This window comes from Paenibacillus sp. MZ04-78.2, from assembly GCF_024213375.1.
GTDB lineage: Bacteria > Bacillota > Bacilli > Paenibacillales > NBRC-103111 > Paenibacillus_G.
Window position 1 is genome coordinate 46,997 of record NZ_JANAVJ010000027.1, and the last position, 21,691, is coordinate 68,687.

The window sequence follows — 21,691 nt, forward strand, 5'->3', positions numbered from 1 at the left end:
AAGCTAAGCTTACATCCTTGTTGCCCGAAGGGAGGCTCAACCGGACATGAACGATCAGCTCTTGCGGTTCGATATTTTGATCAAGCATTGGGACACCTACATGCTCGGCTTCGGCAATACGATTAAATCGAGCGTGATCGCGCTGCTGGCAAGCTTTGTGTTGGGAACGGTCATCGCTGTATTTCGGATCGCTCCGCTGAAGCCGCTAAACTGGCTAGGCACGGCGTACGTCGAATTTATCCGCAACATTCCGCTGCTGCTGATCGTTCTGTTGATTTATTTGGCGGCCCCGACGCTCGGTCTGCCGTTCGACGGATTTACGTCGGGGACGATCGCGCTGTCGATCTACACGGCGGCCTTCATTGCGGAAGCGATCCGGGCGGGCATTCTGGCCGTTCCGCAGGGGCAGACGGAGGCGGCTCGTTCGTCGGGGCTGACGTACCTGCAAACCATGCGTCACGTGGTGCTTCCCCAAGCGATCAAGATCGTCGTTCCGCCGCTCGGCAACCAATTTTTGAATCTGGTCAAAAATACGTCCGTGCTTGGGGTCGTCGCCGGTCTCGACCTGATGTACTTCGGCGATATCGTCTCGACGCAGACGTTCGTCACGTTCAGCGTCTATATTTTTATCGCGCTGTTCTATCTTGCGCTGACGGTTCCGTTAAGCTTCGGCGTTCGGTATTTGGAGAAACGGATGGCGTTCTAACAACCGGCGCAGGAGGAGGGGGAAGCGACATGGACTTCGCCGGAGCTTATGCCCCGGAAAATCTCAAGTTTCTGATGCAGGGGCTTTATGTGACGTTAAAAGTGGCCTTTTTCTCGATCGTTTTCAGCTTTATCCTCGGTTCGCTCGTCGGCACGCTCAGATATGCGCGCGTTCCCGTGCTTTCTCAGGCGCTGGCGGTGGCCGTGGAGACGATCCGCAATTTGCCGCTGCTGCTCATTATCTTTTTCACACGCTTTGCGCTGCCCGAGGTCGGCCTGAAAATGTTCCAGAATACCGAGTACGCAGCCATCGCTGCGCTTACCGTGTTCGAAGCGGCGATGATTGCCGAGATTGTCCGCAGCGGCCTGCTGTCGATCGAGAAGGGGCAGATGGAAGCGGCCCGTTCGTCGGGACTCACTTACGTTCAGGCGTTGTGGCATATTATTTTGCCGCAGGCGCTGCGCCGGATGGTGCCGCCGCTCGTCAGCCAGTTCATCTCGCTGCTCAAGGATACGTCGCTGGCGACGGTCATCGTGCTTGCGGAGCTCATGCATAATATGCAGATTGTAGCCGCCAAAAACCCGAACTGGGTCATCCCGGTTTTTATCGCCGGAGCGCTGATTTATTTTGTGGTCAACTACGCGTTGTCGCTGCTGGCCAAGCGGCTGGAAGTCCGGCAAGCGTAGTTTGGAATAAAACGGTTCGACGTCAAAAAAGAACCGCTCGCTTGAGTCTCTGGGAAACAATCAGGCGAGTCGGTTCTGTTCTTTACGCGGATTGCGAGGCTACTTCTTCTGGCCGGAGCGGGTGTCGCAAGCGCCAGCCTCGCGGGATACCGTCTCCTCCGCCAGCTTGTCCCCGAATTGGTCGAGGCGTCCCGGCTGGCTGGCCGGTCCGTCGTTGTCCGGCTTGTTGTTTCTTCCTGTCATGGCTGCTCACCTCCATTCTACATTTAGCGTACCAAGAGGAGGGACGAATTATTTCATTATTTTATTCAAGCCTTCGAATGGAGAATGAACGGAGCGGACATACTTGAGTAAAAATGGACAACATAGGGTAAGGAAAAAGAGAAAGCCATTTCCATACAAAGGAGCGATGGAGGATGAGCAGACCGATTCAAGCTTATTTTCATACGGAAAACGAAGCCGAGGACGTTCGGATCAAGCTGCAAACGTACCAGGTGGAGCAGGTCGAAATCGGAAAATTGGACGAGGCGCCGGACCGCGATACGCCGCTGCTGTTTCCGATTGCTATCGCAGGCACGGGGACGATTCCGGTTGGCGTCGGTTATGCGGGCAGTGAAGCCGGACCGATCGCCGCAACCGGCGTGGCGGCGGCCGGTGCTTATCTCGGCTTCCGTACGTTGGACGAAGCCGGGCACGACAAAGATGGCGATGGCGTAGACGACCGGAAGCTTCGCTATGCGCTCAGCACGAAGGTGGCCGCGGAGCAGTACGACGAGATCGTCGATCTGATCCGCCGTCACCGGGGGCACGTGGCCAAGCTCGACTGAAGGCGGCTTGCGGAAAAAAATGCCCGCTTGCGGCACGGAAACGCATTTCCGGCGGCAGCGGGCATTCACGGCAGGAGCGACCCCAAGCTTTAAGCGCGCCGCCGGTTCAAATGAATGAACGTAATGGCAAGCGCCAAGACAAGCACCGATCCTTTGATGATGTCAAAGGCGTAGTAAGGCAGGTTGAGCATCGTCAGCCCGTTCAGCAGTACGCCGATCAGGACGGCGCCGAAAAACGTGCCGATCACGTTCGGCTTGCCTGCGCCGAGCACGGAGAAGCCGACGAACACGGCGGCGACCGACTCCATCAGCAACGGCGCCCCGGCATCGATCTGGCCGGAGCCGACGCGGGCGGCGAACAGAATGCCGCCGATGGCGGCGAAGATGCCGGACAGCACGTAAGCGAACGTACGCACGCGATTGACGGCGATGCCGGACAGGCGGGCGGCCTCTTGGTTGCCGCCGGTCACGTACATTTGGCGGCCCCAGCGGGTATACGTCAGAAATACGTGGACGAGAATGACGGCGATAATCATCAGCACGACCGGCACCGGGATGCCAAGTAGCTTGCCTTGGCCGATCCAGAGGAACGTCTCGGTGAATTTGCCCGGCGCTTTCGTTCCGTCGGTCATCTGCATGTTGTTATAGATCGAGAAGCCTTGGGTATACGTTTTGTGCACGCCGCCGATGATGTACATGACGGCTAACGTCGCCAGCAGGTCCGGGATGCGGACTTTGACGATCAAGAGCGCATTCAGCAGTCCGATGACGATGCCGAGCAGCAGCGGGACAATGAGTACGACGATAAGCGGGAACTGGAACCAGACCATCATCGTTGCCGTGACGACCGTCGTCAGCGAAACGGTGGAGCCGACCGAGAGATCGAACCCGTCAACGATCTGCGAGAACGTCACGCCGATCGCGATAAACGTCACAATCGAGATAGAGCGGAGAATGTCCGCCATGTTGTCGTAGGATAAGAAATTTTCGTTGACGAAAGAAAAAATTGCAATGACGGCGGCGATGATGAACAAGGCCCCGTATTTATAAGAAACATCCAGCCATTTGCCTTTCACTTGCTTAAGCCTCCCCGCTGCCTGCATAGTACAATATTTTCTCCTGCGTCGCTTCGTCGCGGGACAGCTCCTTCACGATCCGTCCGTAGCTCATGACGAGAATCCGGTCGGCAATGCCGAGAATTTCTGCGATTTCGCACGATAAGTACACGATGCCTTTCCCTTCTTGAGCGAGTCGTCCGATCAAGCGGAAAATATCGCTTTTGGCGCCGACGTCGACGCCTTTGGTCGGTTCGTCGAACAAATACACCTCGGCATCCGTCGGCAGCCATTTGCCGACTGCGACCTTCTGCTGGTTGCCGCCGCTCAAATATTTGACCTGCTGCTCGCGGTTCGGCGGCTGAATCCCGAGCTCGGAGATGCGGGCGTCCGCATTTTCCGTTTCTTTGCGGCGACTGACGAAACCGAGCTGGCTGAGCCGTTCGAGGAGCGTCAATGCAAGATTCGCTTTGACCGACAGCTCGACAAGCACGCCTTGCTTGCGCCGCTCCTCCGGGATGAGCGCAAGTCCCGCACGGACGGCGTCGGCCGGGGCGCGGAGCTTCAACGCGCGACCGCGCAGTCGCAGCTCGCCCGCGTCCAGCGGGTCAGCGCCGAACAGAAGGCGCGACAGCTCCGTTTTGCCCGCGCCGACCAGTCCGACGACGCCGACGATTTCGCCGCGGCGCACCGTCAAATCGACGCCGCGCACCTTGGTGCCGCTGGTCAGGCCGCGCGCTTCGAGCAGCGGCTCGCCGATGGCGACCTCCGCCTTCGGGAACTCCTCCTCGAACGGCTTGCCGAGCATTTCTTCGACGACGGCTTGCGCGTCCGTGCTTGCTGCCGCTTTCGTCGAGATACGCTGCCCGTCCCGCATGACGGTGACCCGGTCGCTGATGCGGAACACTTCGCCGAGCCGGTGCGAGATGAAGATGCAGCCGACGCCGTCGGCCTTCAGCCGGTTCATGATGCGGAAGAGCTGCTCCGCCTCTTCACCGGAGAGCGGGGCGGTCGGCTCGTCGAAAATGATAAATTTCGCTTTTTGCGCCAGCGCCCGGCCGATCAGCACCAGCTGCTTTTGGGCGATGGACAGCTCTCCGGCCTGCTGCCGGACGTCGAGTCCGGTCAAGCCGATGTCGGCCAGCACGCGGGAAGCTTCCCGCTGCAGACCGCTCCAATCGATCCAGCCGCGCCCGGCGGTGAGCCGGTCCAGCATGATGTTCTCCGCTACGGTCAGTTTGGGAACAAGCGCCGTATCGACCTCTTGATATACGCACTGGATGCCGCTGCGGATGGCGTCGAGCGGACCGCCGATGGACAGCGCGGCCCCGTCGATCTGGATGCTGCCCTCATCGGGCCTGTACGCGCCGGACAGCACCTTCATCAGTGTGCTTTTTCCGGCGCCGTTCGCGCCGAGCAGCGCATGAATCTCGCCGCCGCGCACTTCGAAATCGACTTGATGCAGCGCCCGGACGCCGGGGAACGATTTGGATATGCCTTTCATTTCTAATCGAGTTGCGGAAGTGGTCATCGGGACAGTCTCACGCTCCTTCAATGGAAAATCCCACCCGCTCCGCAGCGGGTGGGATTGGGTTATTCAGATGGTTACTTGGCCGCCGGTTTCTCGGCTTTCTTCAGCCAATCGGTGTAGCCTTGCTGGCTATTGCCCCAACCTTTTACGTGCTCGCTCAGCTGAGCGGTCGAAATCTGCTGCTGCGGCAGCTGCTCGCGGGAGACGAATACCGGGTCGAGAACGACGTTATCCGGCGTTTGGTCGCCGTGAAGCTTTTGGTACAGGTAACGAACCTGAATGCGGCCGATATCCTTCGGATCGACGGCGGCGGAAGCGACCCACGGGCTCTTTTGATCCTGGATCATTTGCAGGTCCTCGTCGCTCATATCGATGCCGTAGACTTTAATTTCCGTGCGGCCCGCTTGCTGAATGGCCCGCGAGGCGCCTTTGGCGAACTCGTCCCAAGCGGTCCAAACGGCCGCGATGTCGCCTTTGTTCGGGTATTTCTTCAGAATCGCTTCCATTTGCGCTTGCGTGTCCAGAGCGGTGTTCTGCGAAGCGGCGCCGAAAGCGGCGATTTCCTTAATGTCCTTGTTTTTGCCCAGGAACTCCTTATAAGCGACTTGACGGCGTTCCATCGGGGCGAAGCCCGCAACCCAGATTTTCACAATGTTGCCTTTGCCGCCGATGTCTTTCGCCAGCTTGTCCAGCGTCATTTCGGCCATCTTGGCGTCGCCCTGCTCCAGCACGGCTACGCCCGGAACCTTCAGATCGGTGTCGAAAGCGACGACCGGGATTTTTTTCTCCAGCGCCCGCTTCACGCCTGCTTCAAGCGCTGCCGCAGTCCCGTGGTCGATCAGGATGCCGTCGACCTTCTGGTTGATGGCGGCGTCGAGGTTCGAAGCCATCTTGGCAAGGTCGCCGTCGGCCGGGGTGACGGTCACTTTGCCGCCGAGCTTCTCGACCTGCTCCTTCACGCCTTCAATATACTGCGCGGAGAAGGTGCCGAGGCTGATTTGCATAATAAGCGCGATCTTTTTATTCGCGAGCGGGTTGTCCGCGCTGCTTTGAGCTTTCGCGCCTTCCGCTGGCTTGCCGCCTTGTTCGGAAGCCTGCGGTTTCGCGCCGCAAGCGATCATGCCGATCGAAAGCACGAAGATGAGTATCAGCAGAACGCTTTTTCTCCAATGAGACATGATGATGAGTTCCTCCCCCGAATCGTTATAATTATATAATTCCAATGGAATTAGTAGGTGATAAATACTTTACCATTCTTTTTCACAAATGGTCAATATGCAGGGGAATATTTTTAGAGACGATCCTTCAAAAAAACACAAAATACGACAATTTGCTAGCCAGCATCCCCCCGCCTCGAAATGGGCGCCACTGTTTCGGCTTTCCTGCAACCTTGGGCAGGCCCCGTCCGTCTAGTAAATAACTCTGGAATAACCAACGAAAGGTGGTTCTTGATTATGATGAAAAAAACAGTGGCATTTCTGTCGGCGGCGGCGCTGTTCGGCAGCTTGGCAGCCGGTTCGGCCTCGGCATTTAACGATTTGAGCGCCGATCAGAAGGAGCCGATCATGGCATTGAAGCAGCGCGGAATCGTCAGCGGAGTGGACGGCGAGCATTTTGTCCCGATGGGAAAAGCCAGCTATGCGCAAACCGTTCATATGCTGGTCAAAGGGTTGAATTTGAATATCGATGCGATGCGCTTCATCAAGAAGCCCGAAGCTTCGGACTACTATACGAACGTTCCGGATGACGCGTGGTACGCCGAGTCTTTCGTAATCGCTCAATTGAACGACCTGCCGATTCCGAAGGATGTCGACCCGAACGGCACGATTACCCGCGAGCAGTACGCGGATCTGCTGATCCATGCGATCGATACGAAAGGAATGTACCCGGTCGTCAACATGCTCGTCGTCTTCGCCGATCAGGACGAGATCGATCCGAAGGCGAGCGGCAGCGTGCAGCGGATGGTGCTGCACAAGCTGATCAAATTGGGAGAGGATGCGAAGTTTTATCCGAGGCGGGAGCTGACCCGCGGCGAAGCGGCCGTCTGGCTGCACGGCGCGATCAAGTTCGTCGAATCGCACGCAAATGCGCCAAAGCCCGCGCCGCAGGAAGACATTCAAGTAACGGTAGAAAAAGTGAACGATGACGTGAACAAAGTCGTGCTGACCCGCGGCGAGAAGCCGACCGGCGGCTACGGTATCACGATTAGCGGCATCCGGTTCGAAGCGGGCGGCCGGGCAGTGATTACGTACACCTTGAGCGATCCGAAGCCGGACAGCATGAACACCCAGGCGATTACCGAGCCGACAGCGGAAACGTACGTGTCGTCCAAATATAAACCGGTAGCCGAGCCCGCTGCTTCGACGGGCGTCAGCCCGGCCAATCTGCAATCCTAAGCGGCCTGAGCGCCGCCAGAAACCGGATGTCCGCCAATCCCCGTCGAGGGAGCGAACATCCGGTGCTTTTTTGTGCTGCCGCTTCTTTTGCCGCCGCTTCGGATTCAAGACAGAAATTCCCGGGTAAAACGGGTATAATACCCTTGAAAGCTATCTATCGATAGCGTGCGAAAAAAAGAGGAGTGGATCACCATGGACAAGCGGTATGCGGACGTAAACGGCACGAGGCTGGCCTACATCGACCGGGGACAAGGAATTCCTGTCGTTTTGCTTCACGGCTTTTGCGGGAGCTCCGCCTATTATGACGAAGTCGCGCCGCTGCTCGAAGGCCGCTGCCGGTTAATTATACCGGATCTGCGCGGGCACGGCGCATCCGACGCCCCTGAAGGGACGTATACGATGGAGGCGATGGCCGACGATATCGCCGCGTTAATCGACCGGCTGAATATCGGCCGTCCGGTCGTACTCGGCCATTCGTTGGGCGGGTACGTGACGCTCGCGCTGGCCGAGAAGTACGAGGACAAGCTGCTCGCGTTCGGTTTGCTTCATTCGACCGCCTTTCCGGACGACGAGAAGGGCAAGGAAGGCCGACTGAAGGCGATGGAGACGATCCGGGAGCAAGGGCTGCCGGCGTTTATCGAAGGATTGATCCCGAAGCTGTTCGCTCCGGTCCATTTGGAGACGATGCCGGAGGCGGTGCGCAAAGCGAAGGAGATCGGGCTGGGCACCAGCGCGGAAGGCGCGGTCCGAACGTTGGAAGGGATGCGGCAGCGGCCGGACCGCAATGGCGTATTGTCCGCAGCGCAGGTGCCGGTGCTGCTTGTCGCCGGGACGGGCGATCAGATCATTCCGCCGCAGCGTACGTTCTCCGTCGACAAGGAGACTTTTCAGCGCAGTCAGATCGACGGAGCAGGACACATGAGCATAATGGAAGCGCCGGGCGAGCTGGCGCAGGCGGTCCTTGCGTTTACGGCGAAGCTTTAATCGTTCGATGAAGCAAAAGCAAGGTCCCGCTTGAGTGAGCGGATCGGTTCAAAAAAAGGGATGACGGCGACCGTCGGCAGGCTGAACCTGCACACACGGACGCTAGTCATCCCTTTGCGTTTATTTTAATGCATCAAGTCGGACACATGCTGGATCTTGATGAGGTTGGTCGTGCCCGTGCTTCCGAGAGGCACCCCGGCCGTTATAACGACCAGATCGTCGGCCTCCAGCAAGCCTACTTTTACTCCGCGGCTGACGACGGAGGAGAACAGCTCGTCCGTCGAGCTGACCGGTTCGCCCAGGATCGGGACGACGCCCCAGACCAAATTCAAATTCCGCATGACCGTCTCGTTCGGCGTGATCGCTACGATCGGAGCGTCAGGACGATACTTGGACACCATGCGGGCGGTGAAGCCGGTCGCGGTGGAGGTCAGAATCGCCTTGGCATTCAGATCGTCGGCCGAACCGACGACAGCCTGGCTGATCGCCTCGGTCACGCTGTTGCGGACCAGCACGTGGCCCAGCTTGCGCTTGCCGTAATCCGGCGACGATTCGGTCTGCTCGGCAATGCGCGCCATCGTGGCGACCGATTCGACCGGGTATTTGCCCGAGGCCGTTTCCCCGGACAGCATCACGGCGTCGGAGCCGTCGAGCACGGCGTTGGCAACGTCGCTTGCTTCCGCACGGGTCGGACGCGGATTGTTTTGCATCGAGTCGAGCATATGCGTCGCCGTAATGACCGGTTTACCGGCCCAGTTGCACTTTTGGATCATCTGCTTTTGAATGATAGGTACGTCTTCGACCGGAATTTCCACGCCCAAATCCCCGCGCGCCACCATCAAGCCGTCAGAAGCTTCCAAAATTTTATCCAGATTGTCGACGCCTTCCAGATTTTCGATTTTCGAAATAATTTGAATGTCGGGCGCCCCGTACTGCTCCAGAAGATGCCGCACTTCCAGCACGTCAGCCGCTTTGCGGACGAACGACATCGCGATCATGTCGATGCCTTCCCGCACCCCGAAACGGATGTGCTCGATATCCCGCTCGGTCACGCCGGGCAGCGAGGTGCTCACGCCGGGAAGGTTGACGCCTTTGCGCGCTTTAAGGACACCGCCGTTCAAAATCCGGCAGCGGATTTCCGTGCCTGCAATTTCTTCCACCTTCAACTCGATCAGCCCGTCGTCGATCAGGATGGACGTACCGACGGACACATCCTTCGGGAGGTCCGAGTATGATACGGGAATGCGCTGTCCGTCCCCGAGAATCGGCTCGGTCGTTAGCACGACCTGCTCGTTTTGCTTCAACGTACACGAGGCTTCAACCAGCTTGCCGGTGCGGATTTCGGGGCCTTTGATATCGATCATAATGGCAATGGGCCGGTTCAGCTCTTTCCCGGCTTGCCGGATATTTGCAATGCGGCTGCTGTGCTCGGCCGGCTCGCCATGGGCAAAATTCAGCCGGGCGACGTTCATCCCCGCCTCAATCAGCTTTTTCAACTGCTCCACCGTCTCGCAGGACGGGCCGATCGTACATACAATTTTCGTTTTTCGCATGGGTCTCATTCTCCTTCGGCTTGTCCGGACATCCGGGATTCCGTTATCTCCGAATTTTCCGGGCAAGTGCATGATGTCTGTAATGAACGTATTGTAACGAAAAAATTGCCGTTGGACTATGAAATATAGTACACTTTTTGTAAAATAGTTTGATCATCTTGTGAAGGAGGCGCGGAAAAATGATTCGGCTCATAGCTTCGGCGCACGATTTGGGGCACGGGTGGAACATCGACTCCGAGGACAACCCGACAGCCTATTCGCTTCATGCCGTAGCCTACGGGAAATGCTGCTACTGGGTCCGCCACGAGAAGATTGTGATGGAAAAAGGCGACGTGCTGTTTGTGCCGCGTGACGTGCCGTTTTACGCCAAAAGCATTCCGACCGTCGCTCACGAGAAATACCGCGTCGAGTTCACCGCAGAGCCGGAAGCGGGTTTGCTGCCGGTGCTGGACGAAGCCGGACCGATTGTATTTAAGCCGAGAAATATGGATCTGCTGCTGCGGCTGATGAAGAAGCTGCATGCGCAATGGACGGACCGGCCCGATTATTACCAGGTGAAGTGTCTGAGCCTTCTGCTTGATCTGCTGGCCGAGTTTAATCGGGACTATGACGCCTTCCGCAGACCGGATGTCAAGAGCGCGCAGACCGCCCAGATGAAAAAGTATGTACAAGAGCATTACCGGGAAAAAGTGACGAAGGAAGAGCTCGGCCGGTTCATCGGCAAAAGTCCCGCTTATGCGGCGACGATCTTTAAAGAAACGACCGGGCAAACGATCGGGGAATACGTTCATGCTTTGCGGATCGAAGCGTCCAAGTATTTGCTCCGGCATTCGGAGCTGACGATCGGCGATATCGCCGACCATCTGGGCTATTGCGACCAGTCGTATTTTCAGCGCACCTTCAAACGGATCACGGGCGAGAAGCCTTCCCTCTACATGAGCGAACGGGAAAAGAAACGGTAGGCGACAGCTCTCCATTGACGCAAGGTCAGCGAGCGGAGTATACTGAAATCATAAAAGTGAGTGATCACTCATTTTCTGTTGAAGTCACGATCTTTGCACAAACGGAGGCGATAACGATGGTTCATCGCGTGATGGAAAAAGACGTTTGTATTGCGGGAGGCGGCCCGGCCGGACTCATTCTCGGCATGCTGTTGGCCAAAGCCGGCGTCGATGTCGTTGTGCTTGAAAGTCATGACAACTTTGATCGCGAATATCGCGGGGAGGTGCTTCAGCCGCGTTTTCTGCAGCTGCTGGAGCAGGTGAATTTGCGGAGCTATATCGAATCGTTCCCCTCGTCGAAGCTGCGCAAGGGCGCTCTCTATTACAAGGACAGGCGGCTCGGCGAGTTCAGCTTCGACAACATCTCTGAGGAAATTCCGTACGCGCTCTGGATGCCGCAGCCTATTTTGCTGCAAGCGCTTTACGACAAAGCGAAGTCCTTGCCTTCCTTCGAGCTGCTGTTTCACGCCGCAGTGAAGGAGCTGCGCTATGAGGGAGAGCGGGTCACCGGAGCGATCGCCCAGACGCCCGAAGGGACGCTGGAGGTACGCGCCCGCGTCACGGTCGGAGCGGACGGCCGCTTCTCGGCGGTCAGCCGGCTGGGCGGGTTTGAGATGGAATACGAGCACCTTGCGGGCGACCTCGTCTGGTTCACCGTCCCGAAGCCTGCCGATTGGGGCGACGAGTTGAGGATGAAGATTACCGACGGTTACAGCTATATCCTATTGCCGAAATACCCGAATTGTCTTCAGGTCGGCGTCGCTGTGCCGTCAGGCGAATGGAAGGCGATCCGGCAGGACGGCATCGAGCCGTTCCGTCAAGAGCTGCTTGCCGCGCATCCGGCATTTCGCGAGTTTGCCGAAGCGCTGACCGATTTCAAGCCGTTTGTGCTGCTGCAGGTCAAGGATTTTTACGTCAAGCAGTGGGCCAAGGACGGCTGTCTGCTCATTGGAGACGCGGCGCACTGCGCTTCTCCCGTCGGCGCGGTCGGCGTATCCTTATCCGTCACCACGGCCGTCATTGCGGCGGACGTCATTTACGATGCGTTCCATGACGGCGACGTGTCCGCGGATCGTCTCGGGCGCGTTCAAGCGCTACGGGATGGCGAAATTCGCTCGGTGCACAAAATGCAAGCGCGCGCGGCGAGAATGTTTTTTGCCTCGACCCCGTTCCTTCGAACGCTTGCGCCGGTGGTTATCTCCTTGGTTACGCGGACTAAGCTGCTGGCGGCGGTTCAGCGCAGGGTACTGAGCCTGTCCGGCAAGGTGCCGATTCATGAGCGGTTTACTTTCCAAGACTAAAATGTGAGATGGGGGTTCCGCCACCCACACCGGTCCCGAAGGCGCAGAAGTCGTCTGCCGGGACCGGTCTTTTTTTAGAAGCGCCAAAAGAACGCGTATGGTGTACAATAGAAGAAAGTAAGGCTTGCCGAAGGAGGCGGAACGGCGATGGAGAATAGCTCGCGCAAGGATGCGGAAGCGGAGCGGCATCCGCTTGTGTTTTACGACGGGGTGTGCGGATTTTGCCAACGGGTTGTGCAGTTCATTGTTCCCCGCGATCGAAGTGCCGCCTTCCGGTTCGTCGCCATCCAATCCGAGACCGGAAGCCGCGTGCTGCGGCGGCACGGGATCGATCCTGCCGAATTGGATACGTTCGTGCTGCTTGAGCAGGGCCGGGTGTACACGCGCTCGACCGCGGGGCTTCGGGTGCTTCGCAGGCTGGAAGGGGCGTGGCCTTTGCTTTATGCGTTTATCGTCGTCCCGCGGCCGCTGCGGGATTTGGTTTATCGCTGGATCGCCGCGAACCGGTATCGCTTTTTCGGAAAAAGCGATTCCTGCATGCTGCCGCCTCCCGAAGTGCGGGAACGGTTTCTCGATACATGAGGGGGAGGCTGCGCATCGTGCGTTTTCCGCCTCGTTTTATTGGTTGAAGCCTGAGCCTTCGCAATCGGCTGCTACATTCGAAATAACTTGTTTTTTCATGAGATACACTACCACAGATGAAACTAGGTGAACCTTGTGAAACGTTTAGGTACGGCTCTGATCGGCTGCGGCGCAATTGCCGGCGTTCATTTGCAAGCGATCGCCAAGCTCGGCTTGGCCGATTTGAAGGCGGTTGTCGATACGGACGGAACGGTCGGGCGGCCAACGGCGCAGCGGTACGGCTGCGATTATTACGCGGATTACCGCGACATGCTCAAGCGCGGCGATATCGACGTCATCCACGTATGCACGGGCCATGACCTGCATGCTCCCATGACGGTCGATGCGCTGGCGGCAGGCAAGCATGTGCTGACGGAGAAGCCGATGGCCGAGAACAAAGCGTCGGCGCGCACCATGCTGGAGGCGGCAGCGAAGCATACGAACGTGCAGCTCGGCGTCATTTTCCAGAACCGGTACAATCCCGCTTCCGTCCGCATGAAGCAAGCGATCGATTCGGGGGAGCTTGGCAAGCTGCTCTGCATGAAAGGCATCGTGACCTGGCACCGCAGTCCGCAGTATTACGAAACTGCATGGAAGGGACGCTGGGCGACGGAGGGCGGCGGCGTGCTCATTAACCAAGCGATTCATACGCTCGATTTGCTGCAATGGTTCGGCGGCGAGGTGGAGAGCATCAAGGGATCGATTTCGACCGATGCGCTCGAAGGCGTCATCGAAGTCGAAGATTCGGCGCATGCCCATTTGGTATTTGCCAGCGGCGCGACGGCGGTGTTTTATGCGACGAATGCGTACGGCGTCAACTCCCCGGTGGAGTTGGAACTGGTGTTCGAGCAAGGACGGCTGCATTTGCAGGGCGATACGTTGTTTTTGCATCAAAACGGCACTTCGGCGGTTCTCAGCGAGCCGGTGCCGAACGATCTTGGGGAAAAATCGTACTGGGGCGTCAGCCACGGCTACCAAATCCGCGATTTTTACGAGCATGTGCTGGACGGGAGACCTTACCCGCTGAACGGGCCCGAGGGCTACAAAGCGCTCCGGCTGGTGACGGACATTTACGAATCTTCCCGCAGCGGGCAGCGGATTCGCTATACTTCTCTTCTGAATGCATTGACTTAAGTCATACCAAAAAACGAGCCTCCGGCGCACATGGCACCGGGGCTCGTTTTTCTGCATTTTACAATTTTTCCAAGAAAGCCGTCACTTTCTGCACATACTCCGCTTTGAGCGGCGGATAGTTTCGGGCATGCCCTTCCGCCGCGGTCGTCCACAGCTCGAATTTATCCTTGTGCTTCTCCCACAACGCCTCGCTGTTGTTGTAGGGAATCGAGGGGTCATTCGTGCTGTGAATGAACAGCACCGGCCGCGGGTAAATACGGTCGACCGCCGCCAGCCCGTTGACCTGATCCGTATCGACTCCGGTCAGCGGAGGCAAAATGCGCAAGATCAATGGCGTAAAAGGGAAGTTGGGCAGTTTCGACCAAACGGGCAAATTGTCCTTCAAATAGCGGGTCAAATGATGAAACGGACTGTCCGCTACCACGCCGAGAACGGACGGCTCTTCCGCCGCGGCAAGCAGCGAAGTGCTGGCTCCCATCGAGAAGCCGAGCAGCGCCAGCTTGCCCGGATGATTTTGATTCATCCAATCGATGGCGCCAAGCAGGTCGTGCTTTTCATAGTAGCCGATTGATGTCATGCTGCCTTCGGACTCCCCGGCGTTGCGAAAATCGAACATCAGCACGCTGTAGCCCCAGTCCGTCAGCTCTTTGGCTAATGATAACGCTTCGGCGCTTTTTTGCAATCGGTTATTCTTGTATCCGTGCGCCATAATGATGTTCGGTTTGACGGCAGCGCCTTCTCCCTCCGTCACTTTGCCCGGCAAGTACCAGCCTTTCAGAGTCAGTCCGCCTTCGCGGCTTGGAAATTGCACGTTTTCGTAGGCGAGCCCGAGGCGTTCCGGGGAATCATCCAGAGCTTTCGGCACAGGATGAGACAGCTTCCATCCTACATAGACCGAGATTCCTATGCAAGCGATCACCGCTACAGCCAGCAGTCCGACGACGATCCGCAGCCATAACGGACTCCTCGACATTCTCCTTCGCCTTCGCGGCACTCTCGAAATCGCAGGGGTTGGTTTCATATGTCACGCGTTCCTTTCTTTATCCAAAACGGTCTGATTCTAAAGGCAATCCCCATTATACGACAAGATTGGATAGGGGGACAGACTCTATTTCTTTTTTACAGCTTTCTTCGCGCGCATGGTCCATCTGGCGTACCCGTAAGACAATACCAGCCCGGCGCACAGCGTCACTAGAGCGTATCCGGGATGGGACATCGCCCACAGCAGAGGCACGCCAAGCAGAAGCAGGCAAGCGGTATGAATGCGGAAGCGGACGGCTGCGGCCGAACGCATGCGCAATTCCGGCGGAAGCGGGTAGATGTACGACCAATCGGAGTGACGGTACACTTTTTGCAGCTCTTTAAGCTGGAGCATCGTCAGTCCCGCAAACAGGGCGAATAAGAAGACGGCGAGCGCATCGTTGCGGGTCCAGGCGATCAATAAAAGGCCGAGCGCCGTCAGCCGCATCGTAATTCCGCCCAGCTCGGAGCGAAGCCACACCAAAGTGAACAAGTAACGGTAAGTATGAGCCGTATCGTACCCAAAGCCTCCCAGCCCCCGGAGAAGCTTCATCGGCGCGCGAATCGGCGTCGGACGATTTGGGATATCCGCCACATCGATAAAATAGTTCAGAAGCCTGAAAATCCGCGCACGCTGTCTTTGCTCCGTCTCGGCGAGCCTTGGCCAGTTCAAGATTCGTTTGCCGCCCATGACCCGCAGCACCCCGAGGTAAACTAGCAGCAAGGCGATGACGGCCAATGTCCCCGTCCACAGCGGCAGGCGGAGCAGAAGCAGCGCTACTGCGGCGGAAACGATCCAACGAAGCACCGACCATAGAGCGATCGGCAGACGATCCGTCAGCTTGAGTTCCAGCCATGCGCCGTGGATCAGTACGCGTTTTGCGAAAATCGCCATGATCAGCACGTGAGCGAATTGAACCAGGCTTCCGCCGGCCGCCGTAACATACATCGGCCAGACCGACATCCACACGGCAAGCACCAGGAACGACTGTATCCAAAATGACCGCATCACCGCCCGATGCATATAAACCGACAGCTTCGTTTCCATCGGAAGCAAATAGATGAAGTCCGCTTTCCTTATATAGGTCCGAACCGGAGATAAAGCCAAGAAGGGCAGGAGCACGAGCGCTGCGGTCTCGCGAAACGGAAAATCCGGCGGCGCCTCGTTTAGCAGAAGGGTATAAAAATACATTCCCGCCAGCATAATCAAAATAGCCGCGTAAGAGAAGCTTTGCAGCGCATACCCGGCATAGGGCCGTACTTCCCGCCAAAACTCCGAAGTTCGTTTGCTCCACAGTCCTGTAATATCGGAAGGCAGCTCGTGTTTATTCATCGCAGCGTCACGTCCCGGGTAACCAGGCTGCAGAACAAGTCGTCGAGCGAAGCGCCGGGCATATCCGCCTGCTTCCGCAGCGCTTCCACATCCCCTTCAGCCGTCAGACGGCCTTGATGGAGCAGAAGGAAGCGGTCCCCGTACCGTTCGATCGTGGACAAAATATGCGAGCTGATCAGAATGGCTCCGCCGCTTTCTTTGACACGGACCATCAGCTCCAGCAGCGCCCGGATGCCGAGCGGGTCCAGACCGAGAAAAGGCTCGTCGATAATATATAAGGCAGGCCGTACGAGAAAAGCGCTCATGATCATGACCTTTTGCTTCATCCCTTTGGACAAATGAGCCGATAAACGATTCCAGTTGGCAGTCATTTGGAATTCGTCCAACAGGGCGGCGGCTCGCTCTTCGAAGGCGTCTTTCGGGATGTCGTAGGCCATCGCCGCCATTTCGAGATGCTCTTTCACCGTCAATTCTTCGTACAAAAGCGGATTTTCCGGTACGTAGGCATACGTTTGCCGATAGGCTGTCGGGTCCTGCTCCACCGACCTGCCGTTGAGCAGGATTTGACCGCTGTGCGGCTGCATCAGGCCGAGAATATGCTTGATCGTCGTGCTTTTACCGGCCCCGTTCAATCCGATCAGGCCGACCATCTCTCCCGGGCGAACTGAGAACGACAGTTCATGCAGCACCGGCTTTTTGCGGCTGTAACCGCCGGTCAATTTTTCCACCTTCAATAATGGTTGCATGTCCATTCACCTCATCGCTATTGTACCTTGTTTTCCCCGGAAAAGAAAAAAATGCCGCAGTCGCGGCAAAGTTTTCTTGTCTTCATTTAAAGTTTGCTTCGCACGGGAGAGATGAACCAGTAAGCTAGCCCGACGAAAACTCCTCCGCCGACGATGTTGCCGAGCGTGACCGGAATCATATTGTTAAACCAGCCTCCAAGCGAGATCGTTTCGGGATGCTGCGGCAGTAAATAGGCCAAACTAAGGAGTGTCATATTGGCTACGCTATGCTCATAACCGCTGGCGATAAAGGCATACAGGCACCACCAGATGAGCACCAGCTTGGCGATGTCTTCCTTGGCCCTCCCGGCCATCCATAAAGCCAGACAGACGAGCCAGTTGCACAGAATGCCGCGGAAAAACGATTCCCAGAACGGAAGCGCCATTTTTTTGGCCGCAGCGGCGAAGATCAGATGCTCCGGCCCTGCCGTTTTGAAAAGACCGGTACCGACGATCAGCAAGGAAAGCGCTACGGCCCCGGCCAAGTTCCCAAGGAACACGATGACCCAGTTTTTCAGCGTATCGTTTACCGTCGTTCGGCGGGCAAGCGTGCTCATTGTAAAAAACATATTATTTCCTGTAAACAGCTCCGAGCCTGCGAAGACGACAAGCGTGAGCGCCAAACCGAAGGACATCCCCATTACCATGGGCTGGAAAGCGGACTTTGCAGCCGCAAGCGGCGCTCCGACGGAGAAAATCAATATAATGCCGAGCCCAACGTATGCCCCGGCCAACAAAGCCGACACCGTATAGCGGGCGAGGTTCTCGTTCATTTTTTCTTTCTTTTTTACAGCCGCTTCTATGATCGCTTCTACGCTTGATGTAAACATACGGCGGTCCTCCCCGGTTGCTCTTCTACGTTGGGATAAAAGTCGGTCAAGCTTTTCAGCTTTATGCGGTTTGGACTGCGGACGCAGCGATGTGAACCTGACCGTCTTCGACTTTTGCCGGAAATGTCAGAACCTGTCCTTGATCAGGCTGCTGTACGAGTCCTGTGGTCAAATCAATTTTCCAGTCATAAAGCGGGTCATACAGGTAATGCCCCGATACGATCCCTTCTGCGAGCGGTCCGCCTTTCGGATGCGGACTGCGATTTTCCAGTGCGTAGACTCCTCCGTCCGAAGTTCGGAAAACGGCGATTTCCCATTCGCGCCATTTCACGGTACGGCCGATTTGCGGCAAAAACTGATCAAGCGTTCCGATCAGATAAAAAGTTTCCTGCTCTTTCATATATTCCATACTCCTTCCCGTATACAAAGTTAAGTTTATTGGGCTGTCGGTTCCAAGTCTTGGAACAAAGCTGTGCGCGTCTCTGTATCGTCCAGCATTTTGGTCCAAGGATCTTTAACCTGCGTCAATGCGAATTCGATCCGTTCCACCAACGCTTTGCGGTTGTCCATATCGTCAACGACTGCCTTGCGGATCGTTTCCAGGCCCATGCGTTCCACCCATTCCGAAGTTCGCTCCAGATATTTTCCGGTTTCCCGGTAATATTGGATGATGGCCGCACACAGCTCGATCAGTTCCTCATCGGTCTTTACTTTGCAAAGCGAATCCGCCAAACGCGCTTTAATTCCGCCGTTGCCGCCGATGAACAGCTCCCATCCGCCGTCATTACCGACGATGCCGATATCTTTGGTGCATGCTTCCGCGCAGTTTCGCGGGCATCCGTTAACGGCCATTTTGAATTTGGCCGGCAGGTCCAGACGCTCGAATTTGCGTTCGAGAAATGCGCCCATGCCCATCGAATCCTGAGTGCCGAAGCGGCAAAATTGCGAGCCGACGCAGGTTTTAACGGTCCGCAGCGATTTCGCGTAGGCATAGCCCGAAGGCATCCCCAGCTCTTCCCAAACTTTGGGTACATCCTCTTTTTTCACACCGATCAGATCCAGCCGCTGACCGCCGGTTACTTTGACGACCTTCACATCGTACTTCAGCGAAACGTCAGCGATTTTCTTCAAATCCTCCGGCGTCGTGACACCGCCGTACATCCGCGGAACGACCGTAAAGGTGCCGTCTTTCTGAATATTGGCGCTCATTCGCTCGTTTACAAAACGCGATTCCTTCTCGTCCTGGTGCGTATCGGGATAAATCATGCCCAAATAGTAGTTCAGCGCAGGGCGGCACTTGGAGCAGCCTTCCGGCTGGTTCCAGTCCAGCACATGCATAATTTCTTTCGTTGAGGTCAGCCCTTTAGCTTTGATCTCTGCGACAATTTCGTCGCGGCCGAGAGTTGTGCAGCCGCAGATACCTTGCTTAGCGGAAGTCTGGAAGCCGTCGCCAAGGACATGCTGCAAAATTTGCTCAACGACAGGCTTACAGCCGCCGCAGGACCGCGTTGCGCCCGTGCAGGCTTTAATTTCGTCGACCGTCGTCAATCCTTTTTCCGTAATGACGTCGACAATCGTTTTTTTGGTTACGCCGTTGCATCCGCACACGATTTCTTCGTCGGCCATAGCTTCCATGGAAGCCGTACTTTTCGCTCCGCTGCCGCAGCAGCCAGTACCCATAAGGGAGTCGTAAATTTCGTCGGTCATCACGGTTTTTTGCTTGATCAGCTTTTGCAGATTGGCCGAGTCCGTAATGTCGCCGAAGAGCACCGCGCCCACCATCACATTTTGCTTCAGCAATATTTTTTTGTACGTTTGCTTCCATTCATCCTTGTGGGCAATGACGACATGCTCCGGATCTTCAATAAATTCGCCTGTGGAGAACACGTCCACACCCGATATTTTCAGCTTCGTCGATACAACGGAGCCTTCATAAGGAAGCGTATCTACGCCGCACAGATGCTTGGCAAGCACCAGACCTTGTTCAAAAAGCGGGGCAACCAGTCCGTAGCAGACGCCGCGGTGTTCATTGCATTCGCCAACCGCATAAACGTCCGGCATGGAAGTTTGCATATAGTCGTCTACCACAATACCGCGCTTCGTCCAGATTCCGCTGGCTTGCGCCACGGTCACATTCGGCTTGATGCCTACGGCCATAACGACGAACTCCGCCTCCAGCACCGTATTGTCGGCAAACCGCAGCCCGGCGACACGTTCGTCTCCGATCAATTCTACCGTCTTTGCGCCCATCGCAAATTTGATGCCTTGACGTTCAAGCTCCGCCTTCAGCATCGATGCCGCCTGATGATCCAACTGGCGCTCCATCAAATCGTCCATCAGATGAACGACGGTCACGTCCATGCCGAGATGAACAAGCCCTTTGGCGGCTTCGAGCCCAAGCAGCCCTCCGCCGATGACGGCCGCCTTCTTGTAAGACTTGGCTGCCTCCAGCATCTGCTGGCAGTCCGAAATATCCCGGAAGCCGATCACGCCTTGCTTGTCGGTGCCGGGGATGGGCAGAATGAACGGATTCGAGCCATTCGCGATAATGACTTTATCGTATGGTACACACTCTCCATTTTCCGCTACGACTTCACGAGCTGCTTCATCGATATGGGAAACCGTCGTTCCGGTATGGAGCGTAATGCCGTTTTCTTTATACCAGTCCCATCCGTTTAATACAATATCGTCAAATGTTTTGCTGCCTTCCAGCACATAGGAGAGCAGAATACGATTATAGTTCGGATGCGGTTCACTGCCAAAAACAGTAATATCGAAGCGCGTTGTCAATTTTAAAATTTGTTCCACGGTACTGATGCCAGCCATTCCATTTCCGATGATGACAAGTTTCTCTTTAATGAGGGTCATTGTCCGGCCTCCTCGAAAGCTCTGATTTTCTTGTGTATAAGGAAAGTATACAGGGAAGCTGACGAAAAATTAGTGACTTTTTTCACAATCAAAGCGTTATTTATTTATAAAAGGAGCTTCATATGTGACAATTTTAGTACGACACCTTATGTTTTCCGTTGCCCACAACGCGAAAAGATTGATTAACTTCCGGCTGAGCTTGCCTAAGGGGCGACCTTTTTTCTTAATCGTTATGACGAATTCACGACCGAAACTTTACGGCGATAGCGCAGATACAGCAGGCAGCCTGCGTTCACGAAGACCGGTACGGCCAAGTACTGCATCGAAAAGGGCGCAATCATCAGACAAAATGCTGACGTAGTCCATGCAGCCAAGCGCTGGCTTTGTCGCTCCGCAGCGGCTCAACGCAGGCAAAAACGAAGCTACAATTTGCTATACGAGAATCCCGAGCGTGGTGGGCACTAAAATTAAGCGGTTGACTGAATCGGAACGCTTAATGAGGAAAAGAAGGAGCCAAGAGATAACCCCCACTGGCCCGGTGGCGTCCCCCGCTTCGTATCTTTATTAATAGATTAAACATGAAAGAAGATATTTTTGAGAGCTCTTGCGCATAAGGCAGCAATTGTGTTATAGTGTCATTCCGGCCGTTTGAGTCGGTCACAAATTTTCACGCAGGATGAGTGCAAAGGCTGAGAAAATTTGGACTTGCATCTTTTCCGTGAAATGTGGTAAAGTTACTTTCGCTGTCTCATGCAGCACTTGATTACAGCTTCTGCGCTTGTGGGTTCGTCCCCTGGAATGGAAAAATAAAGTGCTTGCCAAACAGATAGCAAATGTGATAGAGTAATGATCGTTGTCTTGAAAGCCTCGCTTAATTGAAACGGCCGAACGGCCTGAAATTAACAGTTGCAATCAGACAAACAATGTGGTAAGTTAGTCTTCCGGCTGTTTGAAACAAACGGTTCGGAGGCATACTGAAACCAAATTGCCCTTTGAAAACTGAACATTGAGTGAGTGTCATAAAGAGAATGAAAATTCTCGTCAGTAGTAAATTTTGAGC

Annotated in this window: 20 protein-coding genes; 9 read left to right on the forward strand and 11 right to left on the reverse strand. The window is 55.9% G+C overall.

Going from position 1 to position 21,691, the window contains the following annotated elements; all coding sequences use genetic code 11:
• Positions 1-46: 46 nt before the first annotated feature.
• Both NLX71_RS17845 and NLX71_RS17850 read left to right on the forward strand, forming a co-directional pair.
• Entirely contained in the window at positions 47-706 is a 660-nt protein-coding gene (locus NLX71_RS17845; protein WP_254365152.1) for an amino acid ABC transporter permease, read from the forward strand.
• A 29-nt stretch (positions 707-735) separates the two neighbouring features.
• A complete protein-coding gene (locus tag NLX71_RS17850; RefSeq protein WP_254365153.1) occupies positions 736-1,392 on the forward strand; it encodes an amino acid ABC transporter permease in 657 nt (218 codons plus the stop codon).
• A 99-nt stretch (positions 1,393-1,491) separates the two neighbouring features.
• Here the strand turns inward: NLX71_RS17850 and NLX71_RS17855 are convergent, their stop codons facing one another.
• Entirely contained in the window at positions 1,492-1,635 is a 144-nt protein-coding gene (locus NLX71_RS17855; RefSeq protein WP_254365154.1) for a hypothetical protein, read from the reverse strand.
• A gap of 173 nt (positions 1,636-1,808) precedes the next feature.
• Here NLX71_RS17855 and NLX71_RS17860 point away from each other — a divergent pair, with 173 nt between their 5' ends.
• Positions 1,809-2,219, forward strand: coding sequence for a hypothetical protein (locus NLX71_RS17860; RefSeq protein ID WP_254365155.1), 411 nt, complete (start codon positions 1,809-1,811; stop codon positions 2,217-2,219).
• Between the two features lie 89 nt (positions 2,220-2,308).
• Here NLX71_RS17860 and NLX71_RS17865 read toward each other — a convergent pair whose 3' ends face one another.
• The 3 genes from NLX71_RS17865 to NLX71_RS17875 form a co-directional block, all read right to left on the reverse strand.
• Positions 2,309-3,295, reverse strand: a complete 987-nt coding sequence (locus tag NLX71_RS17865) for an ABC transporter permease (protein WP_254365156.1) — start codon at positions 3,293-3,295, stop codon at positions 2,309-2,311.
• A gap of 4 nt (positions 3,296-3,299) precedes the next feature.
• Positions 3,300-4,805 carry a sugar ABC transporter ATP-binding protein gene (locus tag NLX71_RS17870; RefSeq protein WP_254365172.1) on the reverse strand — a complete coding sequence of 502 codons (1,506 nt, stop codon included), beginning with the start codon at positions 4,803-4,805 and terminating at the stop codon, positions 3,300-3,302.
• 74 nt (positions 4,806-4,879) lie between these two features.
• A complete protein-coding gene (locus tag NLX71_RS17875) occupies positions 4,880-5,983 on the reverse strand; it encodes a sugar ABC transporter substrate-binding protein (RefSeq protein WP_254365157.1) in 1,104 nt (367 codons plus the stop codon).
• A gap of 276 nt (positions 5,984-6,259) precedes the next feature.
• Here NLX71_RS17875 and NLX71_RS17880 point away from each other — a divergent pair, with 276 nt between their 5' ends.
• Both NLX71_RS17880 and NLX71_RS17885 read left to right on the forward strand, forming a co-directional pair.
• Positions 6,260-7,201 carry a protease complex subunit PrcB family protein gene (locus NLX71_RS17880; RefSeq protein WP_254365158.1) on the forward strand — a complete coding sequence of 314 codons (942 nt, stop codon included), beginning with the start codon at positions 6,260-6,262 and terminating at the stop codon, positions 7,199-7,201.
• A 192-nt stretch (positions 7,202-7,393) separates the two neighbouring features.
• Positions 7,394-8,185: an alpha/beta fold hydrolase gene (locus tag NLX71_RS17885; protein WP_254365159.1), complete on the forward strand. Its 792-nt coding sequence runs from the start codon at positions 7,394-7,396 to the stop codon at positions 8,183-8,185.
• 125 nt (positions 8,186-8,310) lie between these two features.
• Here the strand turns inward: NLX71_RS17885 and pyk are convergent, their stop codons facing one another.
• Positions 8,311-9,738 carry a pyruvate kinase gene (gene pyk, locus NLX71_RS17890; protein WP_254365160.1) on the reverse strand — a complete coding sequence of 476 codons (1,428 nt, stop codon included), beginning with the start codon at positions 9,736-9,738 and terminating at the stop codon, positions 8,311-8,313.
• Between the two features lie 179 nt (positions 9,739-9,917).
• Here pyk and NLX71_RS17895 point away from each other — a divergent pair, with 179 nt between their 5' ends.
• From NLX71_RS17895 to NLX71_RS17910, 4 genes are all read left to right on the forward strand, one after another.
• Positions 9,918-10,700: a helix-turn-helix transcriptional regulator gene (locus NLX71_RS17895; RefSeq protein WP_254365161.1), complete on the forward strand. Its 783-nt coding sequence runs from the start codon at positions 9,918-9,920 to the stop codon at positions 10,698-10,700.
• Between the two features lie 116 nt (positions 10,701-10,816).
• A complete protein-coding gene (locus NLX71_RS17900) occupies positions 10,817-12,040 on the forward strand; it encodes an FAD-dependent monooxygenase (protein WP_254365162.1) in 1,224 nt (407 codons plus the stop codon).
• Positions 12,041-12,187: 147 nt separating this feature from the next.
• The gene (locus NLX71_RS17905) at positions 12,188-12,622 is read left to right on the forward strand and encodes a thiol-disulfide oxidoreductase DCC family protein (RefSeq protein ID WP_254365163.1); all 435 of its coding nucleotides are present in this window, start codon (positions 12,188-12,190) and stop codon (positions 12,620-12,622) included.
• A 135-nt stretch (positions 12,623-12,757) separates the two neighbouring features.
• The gene (locus NLX71_RS17910) at positions 12,758-13,795 is read left to right on the forward strand and encodes a Gfo/Idh/MocA family protein (RefSeq protein ID WP_254365164.1); all 1,038 of its coding nucleotides are present in this window, start codon (positions 12,758-12,760) and stop codon (positions 13,793-13,795) included.
• 58 nt (positions 13,796-13,853) lie between these two features.
• Here NLX71_RS17910 and NLX71_RS17915 read toward each other — a convergent pair whose 3' ends face one another.
• The 6 genes from NLX71_RS17915 to nirB all read right to left on the reverse strand — a co-directional run bounded on the left by NLX71_RS17915 (position 13,854) and on the right by nirB (position 20,631).
• Entirely contained in the window at positions 13,854-14,768 is a 915-nt protein-coding gene (locus tag NLX71_RS17915; protein WP_254365165.1) for an alpha/beta hydrolase, read from the reverse strand.
• Positions 14,769-14,903: 135 nt separating this feature from the next.
• Positions 14,904-16,148 (reverse strand): ABC transporter permease, encoded by a 1,245-nt coding sequence (locus tag NLX71_RS17920; RefSeq protein ID WP_254365166.1) that lies wholly within the window; start codon positions 16,146-16,148, stop codon positions 14,904-14,906.
• Positions 16,145-16,894: an ABC transporter ATP-binding protein gene (locus tag NLX71_RS17925; RefSeq protein WP_254365167.1), complete on the reverse strand. Its 750-nt coding sequence runs from the start codon at positions 16,892-16,894 to the stop codon at positions 16,145-16,147. Before NLX71_RS17925 ends, NLX71_RS17920 begins: the two co-directional genes overlap by 4 nt.
• A gap of 86 nt (positions 16,895-16,980) precedes the next feature.
• Complete coding sequence (locus NLX71_RS17930; protein ID WP_254365168.1) at positions 16,981-17,763, reverse strand: formate/nitrite transporter family protein; 783 nt, start codon at positions 17,761-17,763, stop codon at positions 16,981-16,983.
• A gap of 61 nt (positions 17,764-17,824) precedes the next feature.
• A complete protein-coding gene (nirD, locus tag NLX71_RS17935; protein WP_254365169.1) occupies positions 17,825-18,163 on the reverse strand; it encodes a nitrite reductase small subunit NirD in 339 nt (112 codons plus the stop codon).
• A 35-nt stretch (positions 18,164-18,198) separates the two neighbouring features.
• Positions 18,199-20,631 carry a nitrite reductase large subunit NirB gene (nirB, locus tag NLX71_RS17940; protein WP_254365170.1) on the reverse strand — a complete coding sequence of 811 codons (2,433 nt, stop codon included), beginning with the start codon at positions 20,629-20,631 and terminating at the stop codon, positions 18,199-18,201.
• Positions 20,632-21,691: the final 1,060 nt, after the last annotated feature.

Coding starts and splice junctions, on each gene's coding strand:
- nirB (WP_254365170.1), bottom strand. CDS start 20,631: ATGACCCTCATTAAAGAGAAACTTGTCATCATCGGAAATGGAATGGCT.
- NLX71_RS17915 (WP_254365165.1), bottom strand. CDS start 14,768: ATGTCGAGGAGTCCGTTATGGCTGCGGATCGTCGTCGGACTGCTGGCT.
- NLX71_RS17860 (WP_254365155.1), top strand. CDS start 1,809: ATGAGCAGACCGATTCAAGCTTATTTTCATACGGAAAACGAAGCCGAG.
- NLX71_RS17850 (WP_254365153.1), top strand. CDS start 736: ATGGACTTCGCCGGAGCTTATGCCCCGGAAAATCTCAAGTTTCTGATG.
- NLX71_RS17855 (WP_254365154.1), bottom strand. CDS start 1,635: ATGACAGGAAGAAACAACAAGCCGGACAACGACGGACCGGCCAGCCAG.
- NLX71_RS17905 (WP_254365163.1), top strand. CDS start 12,188: ATGGAGAATAGCTCGCGCAAGGATGCGGAAGCGGAGCGGCATCCGCTT.
- NLX71_RS17845 (WP_254365152.1), top strand. CDS start 47: ATGAACGATCAGCTCTTGCGGTTCGATATTTTGATCAAGCATTGGGAC.
- pyk (WP_254365160.1), bottom strand. CDS start 9,738: ATGCGAAAAACGAAAATTGTATGTACGATCGGCCCGTCCTGCGAGACG.
- NLX71_RS17925 (WP_254365167.1), bottom strand. CDS start 16,894: ATGCAACCATTATTGAAGGTGGAAAAATTGACCGGCGGTTACAGCCGC.
- NLX71_RS17885 (WP_254365159.1), top strand. CDS start 7,394: ATGGACAAGCGGTATGCGGACGTAAACGGCACGAGGCTGGCCTACATC.
- nirD (WP_254365169.1), bottom strand. CDS start 18,163: ATGAAAGAGCAGGAAACTTTTTATCTGATCGGAACGCTTGATCAGTTT.
- NLX71_RS17895 (WP_254365161.1), top strand. CDS start 9,918: ATGATTCGGCTCATAGCTTCGGCGCACGATTTGGGGCACGGGTGGAAC.
- NLX71_RS17900 (WP_254365162.1), top strand. CDS start 10,817: ATGGTTCATCGCGTGATGGAAAAAGACGTTTGTATTGCGGGAGGCGGC.
- NLX71_RS17880 (WP_254365158.1), top strand. CDS start 6,260: ATGATGAAAAAAACAGTGGCATTTCTGTCGGCGGCGGCGCTGTTCGGC.
- NLX71_RS17875 (WP_254365157.1), bottom strand. CDS start 5,983: ATGTCTCATTGGAGAAAAAGCGTTCTGCTGATACTCATCTTCGTGCTT.
- NLX71_RS17930 (WP_254365168.1), bottom strand. CDS start 17,763: ATGTTTACATCAAGCGTAGAAGCGATCATAGAAGCGGCTGTAAAAAAG.
- NLX71_RS17920 (WP_254365166.1), bottom strand. CDS start 16,148: ATGAATAAACACGAGCTGCCTTCCGATATTACAGGACTGTGGAGCAAA.
- NLX71_RS17870 (WP_254365172.1), bottom strand. CDS start 4,805: ATGACCACTTCCGCAACTCGATTAGAAATGAAAGGCATATCCAAATCG.